18 protein-coding genes and 1 pseudogene are annotated in these 14,522 nt (G+C 72.4%); 13 read left to right on the top strand and 6 right to left on the bottom strand.

Annotation, left to right across the window (positions count from 1 at the left end; all coding sequences use genetic code 11):
* Nucleotides 1–77 precede the first annotated feature (77 nt).
* On the top strand, nucleotides 78–293 hold the full coding sequence (locus BM339_RS29020; RefSeq protein ID WP_021593555.1) for a hypothetical protein: 216 nt from the start codon (nucleotides 78–80) through the stop codon (nucleotides 291–293).
* A 40-nt stretch (nucleotides 294–333) separates the two neighbouring features.
* Here the strand turns inward: BM339_RS29020 and BM339_RS29015 are convergent, their stop codons facing one another.
* The gene (locus BM339_RS29015; RefSeq protein ID WP_075022896.1) at nucleotides 334–792 is read right to left on the bottom strand and encodes a MarR family winged helix-turn-helix transcriptional regulator; all 459 of its coding nucleotides are present in this window, start codon (nucleotides 790–792) and stop codon (nucleotides 334–336) included.
* A 119-nt stretch (nucleotides 793–911) separates the two neighbouring features.
* On the opposite strand from BM339_RS29015, the gene BM339_RS29010 reads away from it, so the two are divergent.
* Nucleotides 912–1,712, top strand: coding sequence for an SAM-dependent methyltransferase (locus BM339_RS29010; protein ID WP_075022895.1), 801 nt, complete (start codon nucleotides 912–914; stop codon nucleotides 1,710–1,712).
* A gap of 30 nt (nucleotides 1,713–1,742) precedes the next feature.
* Here BM339_RS29010 and BM339_RS29005 read toward each other — a convergent pair whose 3' ends face one another.
* Nucleotides 1,743–2,339 carry a helix-turn-helix domain-containing protein gene (locus tag BM339_RS29005; RefSeq protein ID WP_021593552.1) on the bottom strand — a complete coding sequence of 199 codons (597 nt, stop codon included), beginning with the start codon at nucleotides 2,337–2,339 and terminating at the stop codon, nucleotides 1,743–1,745.
* 95 nt (nucleotides 2,340–2,434) lie between these two features.
* On the opposite strand from BM339_RS29005, the gene BM339_RS29000 reads away from it, so the two are divergent.
* A complete protein-coding gene (locus BM339_RS29000; RefSeq protein WP_075022894.1) occupies nucleotides 2,435–3,079 on the top strand; it encodes a class I SAM-dependent methyltransferase in 645 nt (214 codons plus the stop codon).
* A gap of 16 nt (nucleotides 3,080–3,095) precedes the next feature.
* Entirely contained in the window at nucleotides 3,096–4,679 is a 1,584-nt protein-coding gene (locus BM339_RS28995) for an MFS transporter (protein WP_075022893.1), read from the top strand.
* A gap of 20 nt (nucleotides 4,680–4,699) precedes the next feature.
* On the opposite strand, the gene BM339_RS28990 is transcribed toward BM339_RS28995, so the two are convergent.
* Nucleotides 4,700–5,725, bottom strand: coding sequence for a saccharopine dehydrogenase family protein (locus BM339_RS28990; protein ID WP_075022964.1), 1,026 nt, complete (start codon nucleotides 5,723–5,725; stop codon nucleotides 4,700–4,702).
* A 99-nt stretch (nucleotides 5,726–5,824) separates the two neighbouring features.
* Here BM339_RS28990 and BM339_RS28985 point away from each other — a divergent pair, with 99 nt between their 5' ends.
* On the top strand, nucleotides 5,825–6,799 hold the full coding sequence (locus tag BM339_RS28985) for a helix-turn-helix domain-containing protein (RefSeq protein WP_075022892.1): 975 nt from the start codon (nucleotides 5,825–5,827) through the stop codon (nucleotides 6,797–6,799).
* A gap of 104 nt (nucleotides 6,800–6,903) precedes the next feature.
* Entirely contained in the window at nucleotides 6,904–7,872 is a 969-nt protein-coding gene (locus tag BM339_RS28980) for an AraC-like ligand-binding domain-containing protein (RefSeq protein ID WP_021593547.1), read from the top strand.
* Between the two features lies 1 nt (nucleotide 7,873).
* Here the strand turns inward: BM339_RS28980 and BM339_RS28975 are convergent, their stop codons facing one another.
* Entirely contained in the window at nucleotides 7,874–8,395 is a 522-nt protein-coding gene (locus BM339_RS28975; RefSeq protein ID WP_083598036.1) for an ATP-binding protein, read from the bottom strand.
* 229 nt (nucleotides 8,396–8,624) lie between these two features.
* Between BM339_RS28975 and BM339_RS28970 the strand changes: the two genes are divergently transcribed.
* The 7 genes from BM339_RS28970 (at nucleotide 8,625) to BM339_RS28940 (ending at nucleotide 13,695) form a co-directional block, all read left to right on the top strand.
* On the top strand, nucleotides 8,625–9,701 hold the full coding sequence (locus BM339_RS28970; RefSeq protein WP_075022891.1) for a winged helix DNA-binding domain-containing protein: 1,077 nt from the start codon (nucleotides 8,625–8,627) through the stop codon (nucleotides 9,699–9,701).
* Nucleotides 9,702–9,797: 96 nt separating this feature from the next.
* Complete coding sequence (locus BM339_RS28965; RefSeq protein ID WP_075022890.1) at nucleotides 9,798–10,796, top strand: RNA polymerase subunit sigma-70; 999 nt, start codon at nucleotides 9,798–9,800, stop codon at nucleotides 10,794–10,796.
* 4 nt (nucleotides 10,797–10,800) lie between these two features.
* Nucleotides 10,801–11,073 (top strand): hypothetical protein, encoded by a 273-nt coding sequence (locus tag BM339_RS50125; RefSeq protein ID WP_075022889.1) that lies wholly within the window; start codon nucleotides 10,801–10,803, stop codon nucleotides 11,071–11,073.
* Nucleotides 11,070–11,498, top strand: a complete 429-nt coding sequence (locus BM339_RS50120; protein ID WP_075022888.1) for a DUF6069 family protein — start codon at nucleotides 11,070–11,072, stop codon at nucleotides 11,496–11,498. The genes BM339_RS50125 and BM339_RS50120 overlap by 4 nt, the downstream gene beginning before the upstream one ends.
* Before the next feature lie 97 nt (nucleotides 11,499–11,595).
* Nucleotides 11,596–12,315, top strand: coding sequence for a DUF4386 domain-containing protein (locus BM339_RS28950; RefSeq protein WP_218163787.1), 720 nt, complete (start codon nucleotides 11,596–11,598; stop codon nucleotides 12,313–12,315).
* Between the two features lie 32 nt (nucleotides 12,316–12,347).
* On the top strand, nucleotides 12,348–12,734 hold the full coding sequence (locus tag BM339_RS28945; RefSeq protein WP_021593540.1) for a VOC family protein: 387 nt from the start codon (nucleotides 12,348–12,350) through the stop codon (nucleotides 12,732–12,734).
* A 130-nt stretch (nucleotides 12,735–12,864) separates the two neighbouring features.
* Nucleotides 12,865–13,695 carry an LLM class flavin-dependent oxidoreductase gene (locus tag BM339_RS28940; protein WP_075022886.1) on the top strand — a complete coding sequence of 277 codons (831 nt, stop codon included), beginning with the start codon at nucleotides 12,865–12,867 and terminating at the stop codon, nucleotides 13,693–13,695.
* A gap of 92 nt (nucleotides 13,696–13,787) precedes the next feature.
* On the opposite strand, the gene BM339_RS52520 is transcribed toward BM339_RS28940, so the two are convergent.
* Together BM339_RS52520 and BM339_RS52705 are read right to left on the bottom strand one after the other, a co-directional pair.
* Nucleotides 13,788–14,270: an AIR synthase-related protein gene (locus BM339_RS52520; RefSeq protein ID WP_337959933.1), complete on the bottom strand. Its 483-nt coding sequence runs from the start codon at nucleotides 14,268–14,270 to the stop codon at nucleotides 13,788–13,790.
* A pseudogene (locus tag BM339_RS52705) lies at nucleotides 14,203–14,454 on the bottom strand (AIR synthase related protein); the annotation flags it as partial. The pseudogene BM339_RS52705 and the gene BM339_RS52520, both read right to left, overlap by 68 nt.
* Nucleotides 14,455–14,522 lie beyond the last annotated feature (68 nt).

Here is a 14,522-nt window from a genome sequence, read left to right as displayed (position 1 = left end):
CGTACGAGAACCTTCCGCGCTGCCCGCGGCCGGTGGCCGCGCTGCTGGGTTGACTGCGCGACCGCGGCATCGACTGGATGCCGTTCCAGGACGATGACATCCTGATCGACCTCGTTTGCGGGCCGGGCGACGACGGCCACTGGCGCGGCTGGTTCGGCGTCCGGGTGCGGGCGGACGCCCTGCGGCGGCTCGGGCTGCATCCCGACCAGCCGCTGTCGCGCCGGATCGGCCCGTCCCCGCCCGGCTGGTGGCACGCCGCCGCGGAGCGCGCCTTCCGGGAAGGGCGCCGTTAGGCGGCGCCCACCGTCATGGGCCCGCCGTCAAGGGACGCCGTCAGGCGGCGGACGCGGCGGCCGCGTCGAGGTGCTCGGTCATGCGCCGCAGGGTCCCGCGGAGGTCGGCCAGCTCGGCCGGGCCGAGGCCGGTCGAGCCGAGCATCCGCCGCGGCACGTCCAGCGCCCGCGACCGCAGGGCCGCGCCCTCGGCGGTGAGGTGCACCGACACCGAGCGCTCGTCCTCCCGGTTCCGGCGGCGTTCCACGAGCCCGGCGGCCTCCAGCCGCTTGAGCAGCGGCGACAGGGTGCCGGAGTCGAGGCGGAGGCGCTCGCCCAGCCGCTTGACGGTGAGCCCGTCGGTCTCCCAGAGGACGAGCATCGCCAGGTACTGCGGATAGGTGAGGCCCAGGTCGCGCAGGACCGCGCGGTAGAGCGCGTCGAACGCCCGTGACGTCGCGTGCAGGGCGAAGCAGACCTGCATGTCCAGCTTCAGGTGATCGTCGAGCGTCCCGGTCATGCCCCCAGTCTACGTTTGCGCCGATCGAGTTGCCCGCAACCGAAACCGGGCCGGACGGAGCGCGGCCGATCTTGGACAAGGATCTACAGAGCCGCCCGGCGGCTCGTTAGGCTCTCACCATGGTCGCCGGCATCGACGATTCGGTTCCGCATTCCGCCCGCATCTGGAACCACTGGATCGGCGGCAAGGACAACTATCCGATCGACCGGGAGATGGGCGACCGGATCGCGGAGAGCTACCCGCAGATCAAGAAGCAGGCGGTCGCCGACCGCGCGTTCATCGGCCGCGCCGTCCGGTACCTCGCGCAGGACGAAGGCGTCCGGGACTTCCTCGACATCGGCACCGGCCTGCCCACCGTCGACAACACGCACGAGGTCGCGCAGCGCGTCGCGCCCGAGTCGCGGATCATGTACGTCGACAACGACCCCCTGGTGCTGACGCACGCCCGCGCCCTGCTGACGAGCACCAAGGCGGGCCGCTGCGAGTACCTCGACGCCGACGTGCACGACACGGACGCCATCCTCGCCGCGGCCCGCCGGATGCTGGACTTCACCCGGCCGGTCGCGATCATGCTGGTCGGCATCCTCCACCACGTCGGGGACACCGAGGAGTCCCACCGCATCGTCCGGCGGCTGGCGGACGCGCTGCCGAGCGGCGGCTTCCTGGTGATCAACCACGCCACCTACGCCGTCTTCGGCGAGGCCTCCGAGAACGCCGCCCGGCAGTACAACGACGCCGGCGGCAGGCCCCCGGTCACCCTGCGGTCCCCCGAGGAGATCCTCCGCTACTTCGACGGCCTGGACCTCGTCGAACCGGGCCTCGTGAGCTGCGCCCACTGGCGCCCCGACCCCATGGACATCGCCACCTGGGGCGCCCCGGACGAGGTCGACGAGTTCGCCGGCATCGCCCGCAAACCCTGAGCTCCGGCACGTCCCGGGCCGGCCGCGGGCCTATTCGGCGGGACGGGCCTTCGGCGCCGCGCGGACGTGGGCGCGTTCCCCCTGCCGCCCGACGAGGCTGAGGAACTCCACCGGGCCGGCGCTCGTGGCCCCGAACCAGTGCGGGATGCGCGTGTCGAACTCCGCGGCCTCCCCGGGTTCGAGCAGGAGGTCGTGCTCGCCGAGGACCAGGCGCAGCGTGCCGTTGAGGACGTAGGCCCAGTCGTAGCCCTCATGGGTGCGCAGGTCGGGCACGGCGTCGTCGTCCCCGGCCGGGAGGACGAACTTGTAGGCCTGGATGCCGCCCGGCCTCCGGGTCAGCGGCAGGATGACCGATCCGTCGCGGTAGGAGATCGGACGCAGGTTGATGCGCGGGTCACCGGTGGGCGGCGGGTCGACTAGCTCGTCGAGGGTGACCCCGTAGGCGCGGGCGAGCGGCAGGAGCTGCTCCAGCGTGGGGCGCCGCAGGCCGGCTTCGAGCCGGGAGAGCGTGCTGGCGGAGATGCCCGTCTCGCCGGCGAGGTCGGCCAGGGTGATGTCGCGGCGCCGCCGTAGCTGCTTCAGCCTCGGCCCGAAGGCGTCGAGCGTCCGGTCCTCTGCATTGCCCATGCCGCCAGTTTGCCATTCGGCAACAGGCTTTGCCGCTTCGCCCTCGCGCCGGTCACCATCGCTGGACCTGCTGAGACGAACGGGGAGGACGAACGATGGAGCACGAGTTCGACAAGGACTACTGGGAGCGGCACTGGCAGGACGAAAGCGGCCCCGCGTCCATGGCCGGGCACTCGCCGAACCCCTACCTGGTCCGTGAGGCCGGTGATCTGGTGCCGGGCACGGCGCTCGACGCCGGGTGCGGTGCCGGTGCCGAGGCGATCTGGCTCGCCTCCCGAGGGTGGCGGGTGACCGCGGCCGACATCTCGTCCGCGGCCCTCGCCCGCGCCGCCGAGCGCGCGGCGGCGAGCGGGGCGGCGAGCGGGGCGTCCGAGCGGCTGCGGTGGGTCGAGGCGGACCTGGGCGTCTGGACCCCGGACACCCGCTTCGACCTGGTCACGACCCACTACGCCCACCCGGCGATGCCGCAGCTCGACTTCTACGCCCGCATCGCCGGATGGGTGGCCCCCGGCGGCACGCTGCTGATCGTCGGCCACCTCCACCGCCACGGCCACGACGAGGGGTCCGGGCACTTTCCGCCCGCCGAAGCGTCGGCCACCGCCGCGGCCATCACGGCACGGCTGGACCGGACCGCCTGGGACGTCGTCACCGCCGAGGAGACCGATCGGACGCTGACCGGCCACGGGGGCGGGGAGACCGTCCTCCACGACGTCGTCGTGCGCGCCGTCCGCCGCCCCTAGCACTGAAGGAGCTTCCATGAAGTCACCCCCGCCCGCGCACGGCGCCGACCCGACCATCCGGGACCCGCGCCGGCGCCGCACGATCCTGATCGCGGTCTGCGTCGCCCTCATGGCCGTCATCGCCTCGGTGACCGGCCTGAACGTCGCCCAGCCGCAGCTGGCCGTCGAGTTCGACGCCGCGCAGGACACCGTCCTGTGGATGATCAACATCTACACGCTCGGCCTCGCCGCGCTACTGCTCCCGCTCGGCGCGGTCGGCGACCGGTGGGGCCGCAAGCCGGTGCTCCTCGCCGGCCTCGCGGTGTTCGGGGTGGCGAGCGCCGCCGCGGGCCTGGCCCCGTCCACGGAGGTCATGCTCGCCGCGCGCCTCCTCGCCGGGGCGGGCGCGGCGATGATCATGCCGGTCACCCTCGCCGTCATCACCTCGACCTTCCCCGACGAGGAGCGCTCCAGGGCGATCGGCGTCTGGACGGGCGTCGCCGGCGGTGGCGGCATCCTGGGCATGTACCTGTCGGCCCTCCTGGTCGACCTGGCGAACTGGCGGTGGCTGTTCGTCCTGCCGGTCGCGCTCGTCCTGGCCGCCGCCGCCCTGACGCTCCGGTCGGTGCCGAACTCGCGCGAGCCGGCGGAGCACGGGTTCGACGCCATCGGCTCGCTGACCTCGGCCGTGGCCGTGCTCGGGCTCATCTTCGTCCTCCACGAAGGCCCCGAGCGGGGCTGGACCGCGCCCGGGACGCTGCTGAGCCTCCTCGCCGGAGCCGCCGCCGCGATCGGCTTCGTTGCGTGGGAACTGCGCCGGGAGGCGCCCCTCCTCGACGTCCGGCTGTTCCGCCGCCGCGACCTGGCCGGCGGCTCGGTGTCGCTCCTGGGCGTGTTCGGCGTGCAGGCCGGCATCTTCGTCGTGCTCTTCCCGTACTTCCAGGCCGTGCTGGGCTGGTCCGGGCTGCGCTCCACGCTGGCGCTGATGCCGACGGCGCTGCTGATGATGGCCGCCTCCGGCCTCGCGCCGCGGGTGGCGGCGCGCATCGGCGGCCGGTGGACGATGGCGTCCGGCATCCTCCTCGGCGGTGCCGGCCTGGCCCTGATGGCCGCGTTCGTCTCCGTCGAGGGCGGCTACCTTTCGGTGCTGCCCGGCATGCTGGCCATGGGGCTCGGCATGGGCCTGTCGATGACCCCGTCCACCGAGGCCATCACCACGGCGCTGCCGCGCGAGCGGCAGGGCGTCGCGTCCGCGCTGAACGACGTGACCAGGGAGTTCGGCACCGCGCTCGGCGTGGCCCTGCTCGGCGCGGTCCTGTCGGCCGGTTACCGCGACGCCATCGACTCCCGGCTCCACGGGGTACCCGAAGGGGCCGCCGACCCGGCCCGCAGCGGTGTCGCCAACGCCCTGGAGGCCGCCGAGAACGCCGGGCCCGAGGCCGACACGCTCGTCCGCGCCGCCCAGCAGTCCTTCGTGGACGGGTGGCAGGAGGCGATGTGGGCGGGCTTCACCGTCATGGCGGTCCTGTTCGTCTACGTTCTCGTCCGCGGGCCCGAGCGCCGTCCTGCCGAGCCGGTCACCGCGCCGGAGGCCGCCGAGACCAGAACCCGCACGCCGTAGCGTGCGTCGTCCCTGTGCGGCTACAGGTCCACGGAAATGTGCGGGGACAGCGCCCGGAGGAAGTCCGGGGCGTCGAAGATCTCGCCCGCGGAGGCGACCCCGGCGGCGCGGGTCCGCCCGGTGAGGATGCGGTCGACCGCTTCCACGACGAGCGGGGCGGTGACGGCGTAGATGTCCTGGCCGCTCGCCACGGCGCGCCGTTCACGGCCCCCCGAGCGCAGGACGACGTCGACGAGGAAGGTCTGCGCGGACCGCCCCCGCTCGTCGACCGCGGCCGGCCCCGGCGTGTCCGGGGCCGACAGGTCCCTGGCCGCCTCGATCGCCATGTAGGTGCACACCTCGGGGATGGCCAGGTGGCCGGGAACGGTGACGACGTCGGCCATCGAGAACTCCCCGATGACCGCCCGCCTGCCCATCGGGGCGGGGAAGGGCCACTCCAGGGTGGGCGGGCTGTCGTCGCGGTACTCCAGATGCCCGTTCACGTAGCGGACGCGCCCGCCGTCGCGCCGCTCGCGGGACACCTCGCCCGCCGCGCGCGTCCCGTCCGTCGGGTTCCAGCCGCTCAGCCCGTACGCGATGTGCGCCTCGTCGGCCGCCGTCCAGTCGCCCATCGCCGCGGTGGCCAGCAGGTCGCCGAGCCCGCCGAAGAAGGCCATCGCGGGGACGATCACGGCGCCGGCGTCCCGGGCGCGGCCCGCGAAGTGCGCGAACGTGTCGGCGTTGGCCTCGATCTCCGCCGCCACGTCCACGTACGGGATCCCGGCCCGCAGGGCCGCCTCGATCACCGGGGCGGCCGTCGTGGCGAAGGGCCCGGCGCAGTTGACCACCGCCGCCGCACCGGCCAGCGCGCGGTCGAGCGAGCCCGGGTCGTCCACCGAGGCCTGGCGAGCCTCCAGCCCGGGATGGGACGCCGCCAGAGCCCGCAGCTTCCCGGCGTCGCGGCCGGACAGGACGGGGACGTATCCGCGCTCCCGCAACTCCGCAACCACGAACCGCCCGGTGTGGCCGTACGCGCCGAACACCGCCACCCTCTGTTCCGATCCCATGGGCACCCCCCCCGCTCGAACGAACCGATGCGGCGATCATGCCGGGGCCCGGTCGCACCGGCGAGTGTCTGGAACGCCATGACTCATACAATTCCGGACATGACTTCAGTCGCCTTGGCCGTCACCGACGGGATGCTGCACTTCGAGCTGTCCCTGGCGTACGAGGTCTTCGCCTCCGCCCCGGACGGCGTGACGGTCCCCTGGTACGACGTCGCCGTCTGCGGGCCGGTCGCCCTGCGCGTGGGCCTGTTCCGGCTCGAACCGGACTTCGGGCTCGACCACCTCCGGCACGCCGGGACGGTGATCGTCCCGGCCTGGGGCGACGCCGACGAGGAGCCGCCGGCCGAACTGGTCGACGCGGTCCGCGCGGCCCACGAGGCGGGCGCCCGCGTCGTCTCCCTCTGCACGGGCGCGTTCGTGCTGGCCGCGGCCGGCCTGCTGGACGGGAGACGCGCGACCACCCACTGGGCGCACACCGAGGCCCTGGCCGTCCGCCATCCCCGTGTGGAGGTCGACCCGGACGTCCTCTACGTGGACAACGGAAGCGTGCTCACCTCCGCCGGCAAGGCCGCCGCCCTGGACCTCTGCCTGCACCTCGTCCGCCTCGACCACGGCTCGTCGGTCGCCAACGCCGTCGCCCGCCGCCTGGTCGTCCCGCCGCACCGGGCCGGCGGCCAGGCCCAGTTCGTCCCCGCCCCGGTGCCCGCGCAGGACGACCACCCGCTCGCCGCCCTGCTCCCCTGGGTGATCGAGCGGCTGGACCAGCCGCTGACAGTGGAGGACCTCGCCCGCCAGGCGCGGATGAGCTCCCGCCATCTGGGACGCCACTTCAAGGCGGTGACCGGAACCACCCCGCTGCGATGGCTGCTGACCCAGCGGATCCGCCACGCCCAAGAACTGCTGGAGAAGACCGACGACGGCATCGACGCCATCGCGGCGTCCACCGGCATGGGCACCGCCACGACACTGCGCCGCCACTTCAACCGCACGCTCGGCGTGCCTCCCGACACTTACCGCCGCACTTTCCGCACCCGATCCGGCGTGCGGGAGCCCGCCGGACCCGCTTTGCCATAATGCTTGCATTTGGCAAAAGTCTGCGCGCGGATCGTTGAATTCGGTCAGCTCACAGCGACGAACACGTCTTGTAAATCTCGTTCTGACCAGCATAAAGTCAAGACATGGGACGGGTGTTCTCCACCGACCAGGTCCCGCCGCAGGAGCGACTCGCCTATTGGCACGAGGTCATCTGCAGAACCTTCATCCAGCTCGATGACGAACAGGCCGGCGGCGGAGCCTTCCGTGGCCAGGTGCGCGACCGTGACATCGGACCCCTCCAGGCGACCCGCATCCTCACCGACCCGATGACCGCCGAACGCGGGAGCCGGCACCCGCGGTCCCTGGAAGAGCCCCTATGCCTGCTCGCCGTGCAGCTGCACGGCAGGACCATCGCGCAACAGGACGGCCGCCAGGCCATTCTGCTGCCCGGCGACCTGACCCTGTTCGACGGCACCCGCCCCTACCGGGTGGACTTCCAGGGGCGCCATTTCGATCACCTGGTGCTGCGGTTCCCGCGCACGGCCCTCGAAGAACGGGGCATCGACACGGGCGCGGTCACCGTCCGGCGGATCGCGTTGGACTCCGCGCTCGGCCGGCTGGTCACGCCCTTCCTGCTCAACGTCGTGCAGGCCGCGGACACCGTCGATCCGGAGACCGGGGAACGGCTCGCCGGAATGTCGCTGGACCTCATCGCGACCGCCCTCGCCTCCGTTTCCGGCGTCGAGCGGCCGCCCGCCTCACCGGGGGAGGAACTGCTGCGCCGCGTCCGGCTCTACATCGGCCTGCATCTGTCCGACCCGCAGCTCGCGCCGCCGAAGGTCGCCGCGGCCCACAACATCTCGCTGCGCCAGCTGCACCGGCTGTTCGCGCGCGCGGGCACCACCTTCGGCCGGTGGGTGCGGGAGGAGCGGCTGAACCGGTGCCGCGAGGAGCTCGGCGACCCGCGGCTCGCCGGGCTGCCCATCGCCGAGATCGGCGCGCGGTGGGGCTTCCCGGACGCGTCCTCCCTCAGCCGCTCGTTCCGCGCCCGATACGGCGTCAGCCCCCGCGAACACCGCCGCGCGGCGGCCGTCGACCTTTCGTCCACCTAGGTCATCCCGCGTACTCGAACCACACCGTCGAGCCCGCCGGGCCGGGGATGACGCCCCAGCGGGCGGCGAGGGCGTCGACGACCATCAGCCCGCGCCCGTGTTCGGCGGACGGGTCGTCCATCACATGCGGCGCGCTGCGCCCATCGCCGTCATCGGTCACCTCGACCCGGACGCGGTCGCCGTTCACGCCGATGGCGACGGTGACCTGGCCGCCGTCCCCGCTGGACGAGTGGCACACGGCGTTGGCGACCAGCTCGCTGACGCACAACTCCACCGTGTCGGCCGCCGCGCTCGTTCCGAGGACCTCGCGCACGAACGCGCGTGCACGCCCCGCCGAGCGGCTGACACCGGGGAAGGTGGCCACCCCGGACAGCTCGCGGCAGATCGCGGCCGTCTCACGGCGGCCGGGCGTCGCGGCGTCCCGAACGCTCCGGTGCTCTTTCGGGCCGATCTCGTGGGCCGTCTCCACGGCCCCGCATGACGGAAGCTCGATGAAGAGGGCGGCGTGCTCGTTGGCTGGCATATCGATCACTCGCAGGGACGGTGTTCGCGCTGGGACGGTGTTCGCGTAGGGACGGGTGTTCGCTCGCTGGTTCGCGGCGGAGCCGTGCGTCCAACGCTACGGAGCGGGCGCGACTTGGGAAGCCCTTTGCGCGGTGCGTCAACAGGCCTGGCACGGAGTGCCAATCCGGGCGGCCCGAGCGTGCTTGGCTAGGCTGGTCCCCGGTTCGCGTCCGGAGGGCGGTGGCGTGATGCGGGACGTCGACGTTGCCCGCTGGCGGCTGCGCAGCCAGCACCTGGTTCGGCCCCATGCCGGGTCGGCCGGTGAGGTGGTGGGGTCGCTGCTGGCCGTCCAGGCGGAGAATCCCGGTCAGGCGGCGTGGGCGGTGGCCGCGCGCACGCGGAACCCCGACCAGGCCGATCTGGCGACCCTCCTCGACGACGGCTCCGTCGTGCGTACGCACGTGCTGCGCCCGACGTGGCACTACGTGCAAGCCGAGGACGTCGGCTGGCTGCTCGATCTGACCGGCCCGCGCGTACGCCGCCTCACCGGCCGGCAGCTGCGCAATGCGCACGGCCTCGACGAAAGCTCCATCGACCAGGCGGTCGCCGCCGTCCTGGGGGCCTTGGAGAGCCGGGGGCACCTCACCCGCGCGCAACTGGCCGAGGAACTGAGCGAGCGCGGTGTCCTGGGCGGCGGGCAGATGCTGATGATCCTGCTGGCCCACGCCGAGCTGGACGGGCTGATCTGCAGCGGACGAGTCGCCGACGGCGAACACACCTACGCGCTCATGGCCGAGCGCGTGCCGGCACCGCGGCGGCTCTCCCGGACCGAGGCCCTGGCCGAACTCGCGCTGCGCTACTACACCGGGCACGGCCCGGCGACCGAACGGGACCTGGCCTACTGGGCGACGCTCACCCTCACCGACGTGCGCGCCGGCCTGCACGAGGTGCGTGATCGGTTGGACTCGTTCGAGCACGACGGGCGCACGTTCTGGCACGCCCCCGGAGAACCTCCCGGCGAGCCGCAGGACCCGGCGGGCCATCTCCTGCAGATCCTCGACGAGACCTACCGCGGCTACCAGGACTCCCGCTGGGTGCTGGACGCCGCCGGCGACGTCCCGCGCACCAGGGAGGCCGCGACCGGGATGGCCCTGGTCGACGCGCAGCTCGCCGCCTCCATGCGGCGCACCATCGGCCGCGACCGCGTGCGGTTCGACCTGCGGCCCTACCGGGCCCTGACGCGTCCACAGCTCGAAGCCCTCGACCAGGCCGCCGGACGGTACGGCGAATACCTGCGGCTCAAGACCGAAGTCACCCTTCCGTAACCGCGACGCGGCACATCACGACCGACCCGGTGATGAGTTCTCGCGCCCGCACCCGTCACACATACGACGGACACGACAAGTGGGAAGGATGACGTGATGGGTGCGGACAGGCAGTTGGAGGAGCTGGGCGTGAGCGGTCTGGCCGACGTCGACGAGCCGGCGTTCACCGGGCTGGCGGAGCGGCACCGGCGAGAGCTGCACGTGCACTGCTACCGGATGCTCGGGTCGTTCGAGGACGCCGAGGACGCCGTCCAGGAGACGTTCCTGCGCGCCTGGCGGCGGCGGGAGACCTTCGAGGGGCGGTCGACGTTCCGCGCCTGGCTGTACCGGATCGCCACCAACGCCTGCCTGGACCTGCTCGCCAAGCGCCGTCCCGAGCCCGCGACCGGCGGCGAGGTGCTGTGGCTCCAGCCCTACCCGGACCGGCTGCTCGACGAGCTTCCCGCGGGCGACGCGGACGAGCCGGAGGCGGTCGCCGTCGCGCGGGAGACGATCGAGCTCGCGTACCTGGTAGCGGTCCAGCACCTCGCGCCGCGCCCGCGGGCCGTGCTGATCCTGCGGGACGTGCTCGGCTGGCCGGCCAAGGACGTCGCGGAGCTCCTCGGCGACTCCGTCAACTCCGTGAACAGCGCGCTGCAGCGGGCCCGCGCCGGGATGCGCGAGCACCTGCCCCCCGAGCGGCAGGACTGGACCGGCGGCGAGGAGGACGCCGGGACGCGCGAGGTGGTCCGCCGCTACACCGACGCCAGCGTGGCAACCGACATCGACGCGCTCGCGGCGCTGCTCCGCGACGACGTCCGGTGCTCGATGCCGCCCACCCCGGGCCTGTACATCGGCCGCGACGCCGTGGTGAACGACTGGGTCGAGAGCGGCTTCGGGGACATGACGGGCCTGCGCGCCGTCCCCACCTCCGTGAACCGGCAGCCCGCCGTCGCCTTCTACGAGAAGCGGGAGAGCGGGGGCCCGTACCTGCCGCTGACGATCGACGTCCTGCGCGTCACCGGCGGGGCGATCACCGAGATCACCACGTTCCACGACGACCAGTTCCCGCGGCTCGGGCTGCCGGAGGAGCTGCCGGCGGACGGCACGGAGTAGTCCCGTGCGGACGCTCGCGCTGCGAGGTGGCGCGCGTGTCGCGGTCGTCGCGGCCGAATGGTCGGACGCGTTCGGCGTCGTCGCCCGCGGGCGGGTGCAGCTGGAGCTGCGCGACGGCGAACCCGGACCGGTCCTCGGCCGCGGCGCCGGGTTCTGGCTGCGCGGCACCGGCGTCCGCGCCCTGCAGAACCCCGGCCGCTGCACGGCGACGGTGCACATCGTCACCCCCGGAACCCTCACACGCCGGTCACCACACCCCCCGTGGAGGACGATATGAACGGCACGGACGCTTCGTTCACCTACCCCCGCCGACTCCGCGGGCTGGTCGGCACCGGCCTGGCGGGCGCGCTCGCGGCGACGGCGGCCACCACCCTCGCCGCCGCGCTCGCCCAGGCCGCAGGCGTCGACTTCGAGGTCCCCGACGGCGAAGAGCCGATCCCGTTGTCCGGGATCGCCGTGGTGACCGGGTTCTTCTCGCTCGTCGGCATCGTCATCGCCGCCGCGCTCCTTCGCTGGAGCGCGCGCCCCGCCGCACGGTTCGTGTGGACGGCGGTGTCGCTGACCGCGATCTCGTTGGTCCCGCCCTTCCTTTCCGGGGCGAACGCCGCCACCATCACCGCCCTCCTCGCGCTGCACCTCGTCGCCGCGGCGGTGATGATCCCCACCCTGACGCGAAGCCTCCGCACCCGGACCGCGGCTTGATCCGGCCACCGGAGGGTGCGGACAGCGCCCGTTCAGCGTGGTTCCCTACGACTATCCCGGCAGTCGGGCGGGGTGGATCGAAGCCTGGGAGCGTCGCGTGGACACGATCGAAGCTCGGATGCCGGAAGCCTCGGCGGACGCCGTTCAGCGGACCGCCAGGATCGCCGGCGTCTGGTTCGTCCTCACCTTCGCCTTCTCGATCCCGGCGGTGTTCCTGTACGACCCGGTGATCAACGACGCGAACTACATCCTGGGAGCGGGCGCGGACACCCAGGTGCGGTTCGGAGCCTTCCTTGAGGTTCTGACCGCCGTCGCGAACATCGCCACCGCGGTCGTGCTGTTCCCGGTCCTGAAGCGGCAGAGCGAGAGCATCGCCCTCGGCTACGTCACCCTGCGCGTCGTCGAGTCGACTCTCATCCTGGTGGGCGTCGTCAGCGTCCTCGCCGTCGTGGCGCTGCGGCAGGACGTGGCGGGCGGCGGGGCCGATGCCGCGCTGATCGGCCAGTCACTGGTGGCGGTGAAGGACCAGACGTTCCTGCTCGGTCCCGCCTTCTGCGCGGGCTTCGGCAACGGCCTGTTGCTGGGCTTCCTGATGTACCGGTCGGGCCTGGTGCCACGTCCGATGGCACTCATCGGGCTCATCGGAGGCCCGATCGCCTGCGCCACCGCGACCGCCGTCCTGTTCGGCGCCTACGAGCAGCAGTCCCCCGTGAATTTCCTGTTCACGGCACCGGAAATCGTCTGGGAAGCGTCCCTGGGCATCTGGCTCATCACCAAGGGCTTCCGTTCAACCGCGTTCGATGGACAGGGACCGTAAGGACCGACCAGGCGCTCCCTAGACTCGTTCTCGTGCTCAGACTCGGATTCCCGGTGATCGGCGTGACCGACATGCCCCGCGCCGTGGCCTTCTGGACGTCCGCGCTGGATCTGGTCGCCGTGCCGGAGTGGGAGAGCCCGAACTGGAGGACGCTGCATCACGCGGACGGATCCGGCCGGGCATTGGGCCTGATGCGCAGCGAGTCGCCGATCGAACCTCATCCCCGTCTACACCTCGACCTGTTCGTGGACACCACGGACGAGCAGACGTCCGAGGTCGCACGCCTGATCGACCTCGGAGCCACCAGGGCCGACTGGGACCTGTACCCGCCGGATCCGGACTTCGTCGTCCTCGCCGACCCCGACGGAAACGTCTTCTGCGTCGTGGATCTGAGCCGGGCACCGTCCGGCTCAGGCTGACGAACCCGCAAAATCTCGCCGGAGATTCCGGAAGCGGTGTCGAATCGGGGCGTCGGCGTTCGTAGCGAGGGTGAGACACCGACCAGGGTGCTCGACGAGCCCCGACCCTACGAACGATCAGGACAGGACGATGACCGACTCGACGGCGACCAGCGGAACCAGGCCCTTCCGATTCGGGGTCGTTGCCCCGCTCACAACCGACCTGCCGACGTGGCGAGACCGGGTGCGCCGCATCGCCGGCAGCGGCTACTCCACGCTCCTGATGCCCGACGTCCCCCGTTGGCAGCCGGCGCCGGCCCCCACGCTGGCCCTCGCGGCCTCCATCACCGACCTGCGGGTGGGCACATGGGTGTACGCCTCGCCCCTGCGTCCGGCCTGGAGCACCGCATGGGAGGCGCACTCGCTGTCGGTGCTCACCGACGGCCGCTTCGAGCTGGGCATCGGCACCGGCAGGCCCGGCATCGAAGAGGAACTCCGCGAACGGGGACTGCCCGCCGCGCCACCGAGCGAGCGGCTGTCCCAGGTGCGTGACACCGTGACGGAGCTGCGAAACCTCGACGGTCCCGACGTGCACACGCCGGTGGTGATGGCCGTGCGCGGGCCTAAGGCGCTGGCGGTGGCGGCCGACATCGCGGACACGGTCGCCATCGCGCTGATGCCGGGAGACGAGCGGGACGAGATCACCCGGGTGGTCCGCGACTTCCGCCCCACGCGAGACCTCGAACTCGCCCAGCACGTGGCGGTGATCGGCGACTCCGTCTCACCGTTCATGGCGTCCCCCGACACCGACCCCGCCGCGCTTCACGCGGCGGACTCGCTGGCGGTGCTCCCGGAAGACCCCGCGGCGGCCGCCGAGGAGATCCAGCGCCGACGCGAAGAGCTCGGCTTCTCCTACTTCGTCTTCGGAGCCAACGCCGCCGAAACCCTCGCCCCCGTCGTAGCCCGACTGGCAGGACACTAGGCAGCCGCCGCGCGGAACCGGCCCGCCGTTCGGAACCTGGGGCGGAAGCCCCACCGGTCATGCTCGTGGACGCGGCACGGACCTTGATCGGCTCAGGTGGCGTGGCGCCAGGGAACCCCGGGCAGCTCTTGCTCTCGGCCGTCCGCGCCCCTGAGCCGAACCTGCCGCTCCTCGGTGGCGTGGCCGATGTCGGAGAACTGAAGGCCCGCGTCCGCGAAGACTTTGGAGAGCCGCGGTACATCGTCGGCCGCGACGGTGAAGACCAGTTGGAAGTCCACCGAGTCGCCCAGGATGACCGAGGTCAGATCGCCATCGGTGAGCCGTGCGACCTCGGCGACGATGCCGGCGACGGGGAGCGCGCTCTCCTCGACCACGAAGCCGACACCGCTGGCGCCCGCCAGCGACTGGACGCCGGCCTTCAGGCCGTCGGAGGTGTCCTGGCAGCTCGACGATGCCCACGGCCGACGCGGACAGGATGATCCTCTCCGCGCTGCCGATATCGCCTCCGACGTTCGGCGCGCCCACCTGCCGGCAGGCGTCGCGGATCCCTTCCATGAGGGACGTGAAGTCGTCATCCGGGAGTGACCGCGGATAGCGGACGACCGTGAGGAGCGCGATCGGGAGCGCGCCCATGGCGGCGATATCGCTGAGATTGGCCATCGCCAGGTAGTAGCCGATGTCGTAATTCGACAGGTAGCCGAGTTCGTAGAGCTGGAATTTCGGCCCGCGGACGTAGTCGGATCCCACGACGATTTCCATGGGTCCGTCGATCCCGAATACCGCGCAGTCGTCCTGGGCGTCGGCGCCCGCGACGAGCGCGGCCTGAA

It is taken from the genome of Actinomadura madurae (assembly GCF_900115095.1).
In the GTDB taxonomy this organism is placed as follows: Bacteria; Actinomycetota; Actinomycetes; order Streptosporangiales; family Streptosporangiaceae; genus Spirillospora; species Spirillospora madurae.
The sequence above is the reverse complement of the archived record's forward strand: the minus strand, read 5'-3'. Positions and strand labels throughout refer to the sequence as shown.

Excerpts from the sequence above, each read along its gene's own strand:
- BM339_RS29015 (WP_075022896.1), bottom strand. The coding sequence starts at position 792 with ATGACCGGGACGCTCGACGATCACCTGAAGCTGGACATGCAGGTCTGC.
- BM339_RS29005 (WP_021593552.1), bottom strand. The coding sequence starts at position 2,339 with ATGGGCAATGCAGAGGACCGGACGCTCGACGCCTTCGGGCCGAGGCTG.
- BM339_RS28975 (WP_083598036.1), bottom strand. The coding sequence starts at position 8,395 with ATGCCAGCCAACGAGCACGCCGCCCTCTTCATCGAGCTTCCGTCATGC.
- BM339_RS28985 (WP_075022892.1), top strand. The coding sequence starts at position 5,825 with ATGACTTCAGTCGCCTTGGCCGTCACCGACGGGATGCTGCACTTCGAG.
- BM339_RS28965 (WP_075022890.1), top strand. The coding sequence starts at position 9,798 with ATGGGTGCGGACAGGCAGTTGGAGGAGCTGGGCGTGAGCGGTCTGGCC.
- BM339_RS28940 (WP_075022886.1), top strand. The coding sequence starts at position 12,865 with ATGACCGACTCGACGGCGACCAGCGGAACCAGGCCCTTCCGATTCGGG.
- BM339_RS29000 (WP_075022894.1), top strand. The coding sequence starts at position 2,435 with ATGGAGCACGAGTTCGACAAGGACTACTGGGAGCGGCACTGGCAGGAC.
- BM339_RS29010 (WP_075022895.1), top strand. The coding sequence starts at position 912 with ATGGTCGCCGGCATCGACGATTCGGTTCCGCATTCCGCCCGCATCTGG.
- BM339_RS28990 (WP_075022964.1), bottom strand. The coding sequence starts at position 5,725 with ATGGGATCGGAACAGAGGGTGGCGGTGTTCGGCGCGTACGGCCACACC.
- BM339_RS52520 (WP_337959933.1), bottom strand. The coding sequence starts at position 14,270 with ATGACGACTTCACGTCCCTCATGGAAGGGATCCGCGACGCCTGCCGGC.
- BM339_RS50120 (WP_075022888.1), top strand. The coding sequence starts at position 11,070 with ATGAACGGCACGGACGCTTCGTTCACCTACCCCCGCCGACTCCGCGGG.
- BM339_RS28970 (WP_075022891.1), top strand. The coding sequence starts at position 8,625 with ATGCGGGACGTCGACGTTGCCCGCTGGCGGCTGCGCAGCCAGCACCTG.
- BM339_RS28980 (WP_021593547.1), top strand. The coding sequence starts at position 6,904 with ATGGGACGGGTGTTCTCCACCGACCAGGTCCCGCCGCAGGAGCGACTC.
- BM339_RS28995 (WP_075022893.1), top strand. The coding sequence starts at position 3,096 with ATGAAGTCACCCCCGCCCGCGCACGGCGCCGACCCGACCATCCGGGAC.
- BM339_RS29020 (WP_021593555.1), top strand. The coding sequence starts at position 78 with ATGCCGTTCCAGGACGATGACATCCTGATCGACCTCGTTTGCGGGCCG.